This is a genomic window from Corallococcus sicarius, from assembly GCF_003611735.1.
Classification (GTDB): Bacteria; Myxococcota; Myxococcia; order Myxococcales; family Myxococcaceae; genus Corallococcus; species Corallococcus sicarius.
This window is the reverse complement of sequence record NZ_RAWG01000315.1, coordinates 1-11,342: the sequence shown is the minus strand read 5'-3', so window position 1 is coordinate 11,342 and position 11,342 is coordinate 1. Positions and strand designations below refer to the sequence as shown.

Genomic DNA, 11,342 nt, shown 5'->3' with positions numbered 1-11,342 from the left:
CGGCCCCCGCCCCTTGTCCACCACGCGCACGGAGAAGCCCGCCCCCGTCAGCACGCGCGCGAGCGTCAGCCCGGACACGCCCGCGCCAATGACGGCCACGCGGGGCAGGGGACCACCACGGTGCGGCAACAGGTCATCCAGGACGCGCGGAACGTGAGAGGCGGGCATGGTCCGGGTTTGCTAACCCGTCCCCGCCCGCCTCGCACGACTCCTGCTCACCGCATGAAGCCCGGAGGACAGCGCCTCAGCGCACCTCCCAGCCCTTCGCCCCGCGAGCGTAGTGCTTGCCCGCGGGCAGCTCGCCGTAGAAGAGCAGGTCCTTCACGCCCACCACCGACTTGCCGTCGAACAGGCCCACCTCGCCCTTGGGGGGGAAGGTGATGCCCAGCGCGGAGGCGTTCAGCCGCACCGTCTGCCCCGGCGCCACCGTCGTGTTGCCCAGCACCGCGCCCGTGGGCGCCGTCACCTGCGTGGGGGCGTGGGCACTGACCGCCAGGCTCACCCGCAGGTTCGTCGTCAGCGTCATGCCCTGGAGCGACACGGGCTGCGTGCCGCGGTTCGTCACCTCCACCCAACCGCCGCGCGGATCAAAGGCCTGAAGCACCAGCGTGGACTGCTCCGCCGCCAGCCGCTTCACCTCCTTCTGCACGAAGTCCCGGCGCACCCGCACGAAGCGCTTCATGTAGTCCCTGCCGGCGCTGAACTTCGCGTAGTCCATGTAGGGGTCGCCCTTCATGGAGGCGTCGATCAGCGCGTGCAGCTGGTCGATGTACGGGTCCATCACCTCGGGCGTGAACAGCTCCTCCAGGGCCTTGTCCAGCCGCGCCTCCAGCCGGGCGCGCAGCACGGGGTTCATCACCACGCGCGTGCCCAGGTTGGAGAACACCGGCAGGTAGCCCGGGTAGCTCTGCGTCTCCAGCTTGCGCTGCTCGTACATCTTCTCCACCCAGCCATCCAGCAGGGTGAAGTTGAACAACGGGTGCTTCATGTTGTTCGAGCTGGTCTTCATGTCCTCCACGCTGTTCACGTACCACCAGCGCGCGTCCACGTTGTTCAGGTCCCACGGCACGTAGCGCCAGCGGCCGGTGATCTTGTCCTGCAGGAAGTAGCTCTCCGAGTCCTCCACGAAGTTGTTGGACATCAGCGCGTCCAGCACCATGGAGCGCACGTAGGACTCCACCTCCAGGTTCTTCTCCAGCGCGGTGACGAGCTGCGGCTCCGGCGTGTGGTTGATGACGTCCAGCACCCGCCAGAGCGCGTCGCTGGGCTCCTTCTCGTTCGTCTTCTTCACCCAGTCGCCCTGGTAGGGGACCTTCCACGTCTTGAACTCGGTGTCCTTCCAGCCCGCGCGGTAGATGGACGCGTCGTCGTCCGGCAGCGCGTGCGCCTTGAGGAAGGCCTTGTTGACCTGCTCCACCTCCAGGAACACGCCCTCGTAGTGGTCATTCACCTTCAGCCGCACGAACTTCGCCGTGGACGCCGGCACCCGCATCGCCGTCAGCAGGTCATAGGAGATCTTCTCCGCCAGCATCGACGCGTCGGCGTACTCGGCCACCAGGTTGAGCGACGTGCGGCCCTCGAACGAGTCCTTGTCCGCGAAGCTCACATTCCAGCTCTTCTTCTCGAAGAACCGCGCGGAGGCCCCGCGCAGCCGCACCTTCACCGCCTTCGTGACGCCATTCGCCTTGAACGTCGCGTCCTGTTCGGGCGTCCACGGGTCGGCCTGGAACTTCGCCATCGCCTCGGCGGGAATCACCAGCTCGTAGTCCGGCAGCGACGTCTGGACCTTCGGCAGCGTGAAGGGCCGCTGCACCTCCGGAACGGGAGGCGGGTCCACCGGCGGCGGATCCACGGGCGGCGGGTCTACCGGCGGCGGTTTCCCGGGCGGAGGGTCCACCGGGGGCGGAGGGTCAACTTCCCCCGGGGGATCCGTGATGCCGGGATCCGTGATGCCAGGGTCCGTCACCGGCGGTGGAGCATCGGGATTCGACGTGCCGGAGCCGCAAGCGGCCAGCAGCATCGAGAGGCTGATCAGGAGTCGTAGACGCATCATCACCCCCCTCCTTGAGCAAGCCGTATGCCTCCCGAGCACGGCGTCGCAGGCCCCCCTACCTGCCCTGGTGGGTGGGTGTGGAGGACACGCAAGGTGCGCGAGCCGACCTGGAAGGGGAAAAGTCTTTCCCTTGCCGGACTGTGTCGAACCGCCCCTACGCCTGCCTGCCCGCTCCCCGCAGGTGGCACAGCGGGCGTTCCAAGCCCCCGGGGGAGCAGCCGGGCGAAGGCGTCCGCAGGGAGCGCTGTGCACGGACGCGTCCGCCAGCCCTAGCTTCCCCGGAGCAGGGTGGAGGACGGCCCGAGCCCGTCACCGAATCCGTCAGGGGAGCGACGATGGAGTCCTGGAACCAGACCTCGACCGATGCCGTGCGCATCCATGCGCCAGCCACCGTGAACCGCCGCATCGACACCAAGGTGGAGGAGTGCGTCCGCTGCATGGCCGAGCGGGCGGACCGCGCGGAGATGAGCCGGTATCTGGAGAAGCTGGAGCGCGAGTGGGAGATGCATCGCGCGCTGGCGGTGGGCGGCTCCGCGCTGGCCCTGCTGGGCCTGCTCCTGGGGCGCCGGGGCGGCCCCGGCTGGCGCGCGGTCAGCGGCGTGACCCTCGCACTGCTGCTTCAGCAGGGCATCACCGGCTTCGGGCCCCTGTCCGCGATGGTGCGCGCGTGGGGTGTGCGCACCCGCCGGGAGATTGATTTGGAGAAGTTCGCCATCAAGGCCCTGCGCGGAGACTTCGAGCGCATCCCCAACGACGGGGGGCCGCTGGCTCGCGCCAACGCCGCCCTCGTCGCCGCGCAGTCCTGACGCCGCGCCCCTTCAGTGCACCAGGGGCGTCGTGTAGCCGCCGCCCAGTGACGGCATCAGGGCCATGCCCTTCGGGGTGGCGACCGCCTTCTTGCCGGTGTCCTTCTGGTCGAAGAAGCCGTTGAGGCCGGCGACGCCGATGGAGAAGTTCGTCACCCAGCCCTCGTCGGGCTTGCCGGCGGCGGCATTGATGTCGAACGGCTTCGCGAAGTGCAGCCGCAGCAGGAGGGGCCCCAGCGACAGGTTGAAGCCCACGACGGCGTTGAGCACGCGGTGGTCCCAGAGGTCCCTCGACCCGTCACCCACGCCGCCCGCGTCCACGGCGGCGATGGCCTCCAGGTCGCTCAGGAAGGCCACCCGGATGATGTCGTTGAGGGGCAGCTGCGCCTCCAGCGTGGAGTAGACGAAGTGCTGGCCCAAGAGCCACCGCTCATCGCCGAAGTTCACGCCGCGCAGGGTGTCGAAGCTGGACAGGTAGTAGGAGCGCGCGTAGCGGCCACCCACCGTCGTGCCCGCGCCCACCCGGGCGAAGAAGTTGGTGCGGCCGTAGATGGGGAAGTACCGCTCCATGTCCAGGCGCAGGTTGCCGTAGGCCTGGGAGTCGAAGGGCTGCACGCCGGCGGTGGCCTCCAGCAGCACGGAGCTGCCCGCGAGCGGCCCCGTCGCGTAGTGGTACTTGAGGCTGTCGTAGCCGATGCGCCCGCTCAGCTCCGTCTGGAAGCGGATGTGCTGGTTCTGGGCCCGCCACGCGGACAGCAGGTCCGCGTTCGCCTCGTTGCGCTCCGGGAACGCCAGGTAGAACTCGTTGAAGTCATCCAGGAAGTACTTCGTGCCGCCGACGCTCAGGTCGCCCTGCAGGTAGAAGAACGTGCTGAGCGGGTAGCGAAGGCTGCCCAACGCGCCGAAGTAGCGCTCCGACGAGATGAAGAACGGCCGTTGGTTCGCCGGCAGGTTGTCGAACGTCTTGTCGATGCGGAAGCGCAGCGACTGGAACAGACCGCCGCCCCACGTGGAGCGCTTCTCGTCGTTGATGTAGAGCAGCAGGCCGTCCGTCAGCTCGAACGAGCCGTACACTGCCAGCGTGAGGATGACCTGGTGGTCGCGCAGCCGGTCTGACGCGGACGCGAACGCCTGGCCCACGAAGCCGCCGCCGCCCGCGCCCGCGAAGCCGAAGATGGGCCCCAGCTCGATGTTCTCGCCCGTGAAGGGCCGGTAGTCCTTCGCGTCGCTGAGCGGCCGGAGCGCCATGGGGGCGGGCGGATCCGCCTGCGGCTGCCTCGGGTCCTCCAGCGACAACATGCGCGGCGGACGCAAGAGCGACGGCTTCCGCTCACCGGACATGTGGAAGAGCATCCACAGGCCGCCGTCGGGGCCGGAGCCCGGCTCGAAGACGCCCGTCGTCAGGTCGGTGCGGCGCACGATGCGCCCGTCCGCCAGCAGCTCGTGCAGGTCGGAGCTGCTCTGGTTGTAGGCCACGAAGAACACGCGCCCGTCCGACAGCGCGAGCGGATCCGCCTGGTCGCGCTCCTCGCTGGTGAGCCGCTCGGCCTGGCCCTGCGGCGCGTCCGGCTTCACCCGGAAGAGGTTGTACTTGCGGTGCGACGTGGCGTCGGACGTGTAGATGATGCCGGCCGGGCCCCAGGTGACCTGCCGCTCGGCGAAGACGTCGTCCGTCAGTTGCCGGGGCTTCGCGTCGGTGCCCTGGGACAGGTCCACGACGTACACGTCGCGCCGGCCCGCGTCGTTGATGCCGATGAACGCCAGGTGGCGGCCGTCCGGCGAGAAGGCCGGAGAATAGATGGCCAGCACGCCGTGCCGGTCGATGCGGTACTCGCGCCGGTCGCCCAGCTCCAGCTTGACGCTGAGACCCACCTCCCGACCGATGCCGGTGCGGACGGCCGAACGCCTCACCAGCACGTCCGTGGCCTTCTTCTCCTGCGTGTGCACGTAGTCCTGCACGTACACCACGTCGCGGCCGGTGCGCTCCGCCACGAACGCGAGCTTGTCCTTGGTGAGCGCGAAGTTGCGGCCCGACACCGGGTGCAGCGACTCGATGCCCGGCACGCCGTCGCCCACCACCTTCACGTTCTTGTCCGGGTTGCGCGGATCCGTCAGGTACAGGCGGCTCTCGCCCGTCTCCGGCACGATGGTGCGCAGGGCCAGCACGTTGCCGTCCGGGCCGCTCGCCATCGCGGTGACGATGCCCGGCGTCTCCGTCAGCGAGTCCAGCGCGGGCGCCGTCTGCTCGGAGTCCAGGTACGTCTTGAACGCGCGGCGCTTGAGCCAGTTCTCGAAGCGCGCGGAGATGCGCTTCGGATCATCTCCGGTGAGCCGCTCCAGCAGCTCCTCGAACTTGAGCGACGGCGCGTCGCGCGAGCCGCCCACCAGCCGGGGCGCCTCCTCCAGCAGGCGCTGGGTGATGCCCGCGCCGTACTCGGCCTCCAGGAAGGCCACGCGCGCCTGACCGACCTTGTAGATCCACAGGAAGCCGTAGGGCCCGGGGGAGAAGAAGTCGAGGAACGCGTAGCCCTTCATCAGGTCCGGGTTGACCAGCAGGTCGCGCACCATCATCTCCGCCTCGGGATCCAACCCGCGCTTGGCGTAGAACTCGGCCAGACCTTCGATGAACCACAGCGGATAGCCGCCCAGCGGATCCCCGAACACCTTGGCCTGCTCGGCCACGGTGCGCACCTTCTGGATGGTGAACTGGTGCGCCAGCTCGTGCGTGCTGACCTCCTCGAAGAGGTGGTGGTCGCCCAGGTAGGGCAGCGACAGCTTCAGGTCCTCGGTGCTGGTGACGCCCAGCGTGCCCTCGGAGACCGCGAACACGTTCGTCTGGAGGAACTCCGCGTAGCTGCTGTAGAGGATGTACGGGAAGGTCTCCGTGGGGACGTACTTGAACTGATCCACCAGGTACCGGTACGCCTCCTCGATGATGGGCGCGGCGCGCTCGGCGACCTCGCGCTCACGCTCGTAGAAGTAGAAGCGCACGCCGCCCGTCTTCGCGCCCAGGTCCTTCGCATAGGTGTAGTTGAAGCCGCCGTCCGCGTTGCCCAGCAGCAGCGGGGCCCCGGCGTACCCGCCCGTGCCGCCGTCCGCGGTGGTGACGGTGGCGCCCGTGAGCGTGCCCGCGTCCCCCGCCAGGCCTCCGTCCACCAGGGCCACCACGCCCGGGGGCGGGATGCCGCCGTCCGGCAGCCCGGTGACGCTGGGAGGACCGCTGCCCGCGTCCGAGCGCCCCATGTCGAGCACGATGCCGCCCGGCGCGGCGTTGGTGGTGTCCTGAGGCGGCATGGTCACCTGTCCGGAGGGCGTGACCTCCGGCCCTCCGGGCGGCGACTGCGTGCTGCCCGTCGGCCGCGTGGTGGGCGCGTTGGGGAGCGCGCCGCCCTGGGTGCCGGGCGGCTGCTCATGCACGGTGTTGTCGTCGGGCTTCGCGACACCGGTCGCGCCAGGGCCCACGAGGATGTCGATGTGGCGCCACTCGAACTCGTAGGTGTTGACGGGGGTCTTTCCCGAGCGACGGGGGACGACGAAGACCTGGGCGAGCACGAGCTCCGGCAGGAGCACGGCCAGCAGCAAGGCGACCACGTGCGAACGGGGGTTCAAAAAGCACCTCGTAAGGCGAGGAGACAGGCGCAACAGGGGCCCGGTGGGAGGCTCCCTCTCCCATCGCAAACGCACAAGCGGTTCATTTGTTTCTTTGCGTGACGGTGGACGTCCGGGGTTTCGTCCCTCCGCAGGGGGCAGGGGACTTGGCTCCGGTCGGGGTCGCCCGGTATGGATGAGGGAATGAACCGTCTCCCCCTCCTGGCTGCCACCGTGTTCCTCGCCGTGGGCTGCGGCAACAGCGACGACACCGCCCCCAAAGCCGAGTGTCAGGTTGAAGCCATCGACCTGTCGGGTTGTGACCGCTCGACCCTGTCCATCGTCCAACCTGAAGGCATCTGGAACACCAACGTCATCTTCGAGGACGGCGTCGTGGGGCCGTCCTCCATCCGCTTCTCTCCCGGGGATCCGCTGCTCATCGGCCTGTCGATGACGACGAAGCAGATCACCCCGGACACCTTCTTCCTGGCCAGCGACGTGACGGCCTCGGATGGCAGTGCGCTGCGCTACGCCTTCTCCGGCTGCAAGGCCTCGGGGCCCGGACAGGTCCAGGGCGTGGTGCGCGTGTGCGTCAACGGGGCGACCTCGCGCCAGGGAACCTTCACCTCCACGCGCGTCGCGCGTCGCGAGGGCGAGGCCGTGTCCGACCGCGTGGAGCTGCTGGGCGAGGTCCGGCTGCCGAAAGGCCGGCCCACGGGCGTGGTGGCGGCGGGCGGGTACGCGTACGTGATGGCGCGCGAGGAGGGCCTGTTCGTCTACGACGTGAAGGACCCCGCGCACCCGACCCTGGTCTCCCAGCAGAAGTACGACGGCGAGGCGCTCACCACGGGCCTCATCTCCGGCACGACGCTCTACCTGGGCACGTACGCCAAGGGCCTGCGCATCTGCGACCTGACGAACCCGGTGGTCCCTGACTGCACCAAGACCGTGCTCGCGGATGTGACGGTGCGGGTGGACGGGCTGGCGAAGGAGGGCAACCTGCTCTACGTGGCGTCGCCCAGGCCCCGCTCGGACATCATCGTTCTGGACGTGACCCAGCCGGCCGCGCCGTCGCTCGTGGTGCGCTACACGGTGGAGGGCACATCGGCCTCGCTGGGCGAGTACCCCTATGGCGTGGCGGTGCAGGACCGCCGCCTGTACGTGAGCAACTGGAGCTACGGCGTGTCGGTGACGGACGTCACGAACGTGGAGACGACCAAGGCGCCCAAGCTGATGGGCCGCTTCGGTGGGACCTCCACGAGCACCCTGGCCGTGGGGAAGATTGGCGGCGTCAGCACCGTCTTCCAGGGCTCGGACGCGTGGGGCTCGTCGCTGCTGGTGTTGGACGCCAGTCGTCCGGAGGCCATCGTCCAGCGCGGTGAGCTGAATCTGCGGCCGGAGGCCTCCCTGGGGGGCATGGCCCTGTCGGGAACCACGCTCTACGTCGCGAACTACCAGGACGGCCTGCGCGTCTACGACGTGTCCACGCTGGGGACGCCGAAGGCCGCCGGCTACTTCAACACCTGGAGCGAAACGGATGCGGGACGTGGACTGGCGTACCTTGAGGGACTCCAGGGCGTGCACGCCGCGGACGGGCTGGTGTATGGGTGGGAGACGACGCGCGGATTGCTGATCTTCCGCCACACCCCGTGAGGCGACGACCGCATCATGAACCCGGTGAACGGATGTGGCCGCTGCCAGACCCTGCCTGAGCCGCCCGAGGGACCCGGGCGGCTGTTCCTCTGGCCTCCGCTGGGCCACAGCCTGGGAAAGCTGGTGGCGCACCTGCGCGAATCGGGCGGGGCGTACCAGCTGCGCAGCGAAGCGCGCTGCGTCGTGGTGGGGATGGGGGAGGGCGGCATGCAGCAGCTGTCCGAGCAGCTGCCCAACGTGCTGACGGCGGAGGAGGTCCGGGGCACGCGGGCCCTCTTCGTCGCGGGCGACACGGAGCCGGGGATGGCGGACTTCCCGCGCGTGGACTCGCTGCAGCGCATCACCATGCTGCAGCAGTCGGGGTGGCTGGTGGACATGCTGGCGGAGTCGCGGCTCACCACGTTCTTCCAGCCCATCGTCCATGCGCAGGACACCTCCCGCATCTTCGCGCACGAAGCGCTGATGCGCGGGGTGGACAGGCAGGGCGCGTGGGTGTCCCCGGCCCGGATGCTGGACACGGCCCGCGAGGCGGACCTGCTGTTCCAGCTGGACCTGGCCGCGCGCACCACCACCATCCGCGAAGCGGTGCGCCACCAGCTGCGCACGCACCTGTTCATCAACTTCACGCCCACGGCCATCTACGACCCGGCCTTCTGCCTGCGCTCCACGGTGTCGGCCATCCGCGAGGCCGGCATCCCCGAGGAGCACGTCGTCTTCGAGATCATCGAATCCGACCGGGCCGCGAACGCCGAACACCTGCGCTCCATCGTCAACTTCTACCGGGAGGCGGGCTTCAAGGTCGCGCTGGACGACCTGGGGGCGGGCTATTCGTCGCTGAACCTCATCCACCAGCTGCGTCCGGACATCGTGAAGCTGGACATGGAGCTGGTGCGCAACGTCCACGCGGACCCCTACAAGGCCTCCATCGTGGAGAAGCTGCTGGAGATCGCCCGGCAGCTGGGAATCCAGACGGTCGCCGAAGGCATCGAAACCACCGAGGAGCTGGCCTGGGTGCGCGCGCACGGCGTGGACTTCGTGCAGGGCTACCTCATCGCGAAGCCGGCGGGCGCTCCGGCGCAGTCCACCCCCCGCTTCAACGATTGAGCAGGGCGTTGGCCCCGCCCGACCGCTCCAGGGTGGCGGCGCGCATCAGCCGCAGCTCCTCGCCCGCGGTCTGCAGGGCGAGGCGCGCGCCATACACATCCCGGTTGCTGGCGGCATCCCGGGCCAGGGCGATCTGCGCGCGGGCGCGCTCGGATTGGACGACGACCAGTCCCTGCCCGGCGGCCGAGGCGCTCTCGCGCACCACGGAGAAGTCCTCGTCGGCGATGCCCAGCGCGTTGTCCACGCCCAGCTCGCCCTGCTCCAGCGCCTGATCCGCGGCGAGCATCCACTGGCCCGCGGACTGGATCCGCGCCAGCCGTTGCTGCCGGGCCCGTTCGGTCTCATAGGCGCGCTGCTCGTGCGCATCCACCTGGGACTGCACGGCCTGCGTGCGCTCGGTGGCCACGGCGTCCCGCTCCTCCAGCTCCTGCTCGAGCTGGGCCACGCGCTCGCGAAGGGCCGTCAGCGCTTCGTTGGAGGCGGTGGGCTTCGGCGCGGCGCCCGTCGCGGCTTGCGTCCCCTGGGGGGGGGCCGCGGCGGATGTGCCGCCCCCCGGAGGTGGCGCCGCGGTCCCCGGCGAGGTCCCCGCGGCGCCGGCGCCACCGGTCGCGCTCCCCGGCGTGGAGGCGGCCCCGGGAGCCGGCTCCTGCACCGTCACCTGCGACGAATCCAGCGGAACGCCTCCCGTGCCCCCCGGTGCGACTTCGGGCGGGGTCGGCGCCGTTCCCGCCGCGCCCGCGCCGCCCGTCCCCGTCGCCTCCTGCTGCCCGGCCGTGTCCTGCGGGGTGGCCGCTGTGCTGGAGGAGGACTGCGAATCGTAGACGGTGGGAACAGGTGGAGCGACAGGGGCCTGCGACTGCTGCGTGGCGACCTCACCTGTCGTCAGCGGGACGGTGCCATCGGGCAGCAGCGGCGTGAACTGGAAGGCTCCATGGGTCGGATCCACCGGGCCCTGGATGACGTAGCCCTGCGGTGGCCGCGCGCCATCCGCCTCTTCCGCTGCCTCTTCGTAGGCATCCTGCAGCGCGGAGGCGGCCGGGTCCCTCACGGACGGATCTTCCGGAGGCGTCGGCGCCACGTCCTGCGTCTGCCCAAGGCTCAATCCCGCGACGATGGCGATCCAGAGGCGCATGCGAGGAAGGTGTCCACGCGTGAACGCTTCCACATCACCCCGGGGCTCCTCCGCCCGCTGTCCCTCCGAGGGGACGCCCGGGCCGGCATCAAGCGCGCCCTGAACCCTGGAGACCTGAAAAGGGCCGCGGCCCGCTGGAAGCCAGCGGGCCGCGAGCAGCCAGGTTGGACAAGGGCTGGCCTAGTAGGTCTTCGGCGAGCTGCCGGTGTCCTGCTGCGTGCTGGGGTCCGTGTCCGGGTTCAGGCTGGGGTCCTCCATGCCGGAGCCACCCGTGCCCTCGTTGATGGACGGATCCGGCGACATCACGTCGGAGCCCGAGCCGCCCGTGCCCTGGTTCAGCGAGATGCTGGTCGCCATGTTCTTCTCGTCCTTCACCTGGAAGCTGGCGCGGATCTCCTGGCCCTCCTTCAGGCTCTTGGCGTTCTTCAGGCTCGGGTCGGTGAACTGGGTCTTGCTGTCGATGTCCAGCGGCACCACGGCGCCATTGGCGCTGCTGATGAAGACCTTCTTGCTCTCGCTCTTGACGACCTTGCCCGTCAGTTCATTCGAGCCCGTCATGCTCGGGGATTGCCCCGCGGTCGCTCCCGAGCCGCCCATGGCGCCCGTACTCGTCGACGGTTGCTGCTGCGTGTCCTGGGCCGTGCTGCCGCTCTGCGCGAAGGCCGCGCCAGAACCCAACAGCGCCACGGACGCAAAAACCCCAATGAGCTTCTTCATGGAATCTCTCCCGGATGATGTGAGTGGGACGGGGCGAACCCCCGCTGGAAAAAAGCTAGGGGCGGCCGGGGGCGTACACAGGTCCAGGGGGGAAGGTCGGATGCGTGCCCGTTCGCCTCCCGGCCCATGGGACGTGGTCTGGACCCCACTGGCGGCCATCCCTCCGGCGGGAGGGGTGCTTGATGCCGGTGCCGGATTCCCTTAGCGTTCCCAGGAAAGAGCGGAAGCCGACCGCACGGTCGGCGCCCCGCCAGGAGATCGTGACCTCGATGCCCCCGCCCGCCAGGAC

General features: G+C 69.6%; 8 protein-coding genes. 3 read left to right on the top strand and 5 right to left on the bottom strand.

The genetic code is table 11. From position 1 onward, the window contains the following. Window positions 1-168 (bottom strand): FAD-dependent oxidoreductase (locus tag D7X12_RS33675; RefSeq protein ID WP_158620174.1); only part of this gene is annotated, 168 nt, incomplete at its 3' end. A 76-nt stretch (window positions 169-244) separates the two neighbouring features. After that, entirely contained in the window at window positions 245-2,053 is a 1,809-nt protein-coding gene (locus D7X12_RS33670; protein WP_208719443.1) for a CotH kinase family protein, read from the bottom strand. 335 nt (window positions 2,054-2,388) lie between these two features. Here D7X12_RS33670 and D7X12_RS33665 point away from each other — a divergent pair, with 335 nt between their 5' ends. After that, window positions 2,389-2,859: a hypothetical protein gene (locus D7X12_RS33665; protein WP_120629315.1), complete on the top strand. Its 471-nt coding sequence runs from the start codon at window positions 2,389-2,391 to the stop codon at window positions 2,857-2,859. Window positions 2,860-2,871: 12 nt separating this feature from the next. Here the strand turns inward: D7X12_RS33665 and D7X12_RS33660 are convergent, their stop codons facing one another. Continuing rightward, entirely contained in the window at window positions 2,872-6,468 is a 3,597-nt protein-coding gene (locus tag D7X12_RS33660) for a PD40 domain-containing protein (protein ID WP_120629314.1), read from the bottom strand. 183 nt (window positions 6,469-6,651) lie between these two features. On the opposite strand from D7X12_RS33660, the gene D7X12_RS33655 reads away from it, so the two are divergent. Both D7X12_RS33655 and D7X12_RS33650 read left to right on the top strand, forming a co-directional pair. Further along, entirely contained in the window at window positions 6,652-8,100 is a 1,449-nt protein-coding gene (locus D7X12_RS33655) for an LVIVD repeat-containing protein (protein ID WP_158620173.1), read from the top strand. Window positions 8,101-8,115: 15 nt separating this feature from the next. Continuing rightward, window positions 8,116-9,204, top strand: coding sequence for an EAL domain-containing protein (locus tag D7X12_RS33650; RefSeq protein ID WP_208719440.1), 1,089 nt, complete (start codon window positions 8,116-8,118; stop codon window positions 9,202-9,204). On the opposite strand, the gene D7X12_RS33645 is transcribed toward D7X12_RS33650, so the two are convergent. Both D7X12_RS33645 and D7X12_RS33640 read right to left on the bottom strand, forming a co-directional pair. Next, window positions 9,194-10,336 carry a hypothetical protein gene (locus D7X12_RS33645; protein WP_120629311.1) on the bottom strand — a complete coding sequence of 381 codons (1,143 nt, stop codon included), beginning with the start codon at window positions 10,334-10,336 and terminating at the stop codon, window positions 9,194-9,196. The genes D7X12_RS33650 and D7X12_RS33645 overlap by 11 nt on opposite strands. Window positions 10,337-10,516: 180 nt before the next feature. Then, complete coding sequence (locus tag D7X12_RS33640) at window positions 10,517-11,053, bottom strand: hypothetical protein (RefSeq protein ID WP_120629310.1); 537 nt, start codon at window positions 11,051-11,053, stop codon at window positions 10,517-10,519. Window positions 11,054-11,342: the final 289 nt, after the last annotated feature.

Excerpts from the sequence above, each read along its gene's own strand:
- D7X12_RS33670 (WP_208719443.1), bottom strand. The coding sequence starts at position 2,053 with ATGATGCGTCTACGACTCCTGATCAGCCTCTCGATGCTGCTGGCCGCT.
- D7X12_RS33665 (WP_120629315.1), top strand. The coding sequence starts at position 2,389 with ATGGAGTCCTGGAACCAGACCTCGACCGATGCCGTGCGCATCCATGCG.
- D7X12_RS33655 (WP_158620173.1), top strand. The coding sequence starts at position 6,652 with ATGAACCGTCTCCCCCTCCTGGCTGCCACCGTGTTCCTCGCCGTGGGC.
- D7X12_RS33650 (WP_208719440.1), top strand. The coding sequence starts at position 8,116 with ATGAACCCGGTGAACGGATGTGGCCGCTGCCAGACCCTGCCTGAGCCG.
- D7X12_RS33645 (WP_120629311.1), bottom strand. The coding sequence starts at position 10,336 with ATGCGCCTCTGGATCGCCATCGTCGCGGGATTGAGCCTTGGGCAGACG.
- D7X12_RS33640 (WP_120629310.1), bottom strand. The coding sequence starts at position 11,053 with ATGAAGAAGCTCATTGGGGTTTTTGCGTCCGTGGCGCTGTTGGGTTCT.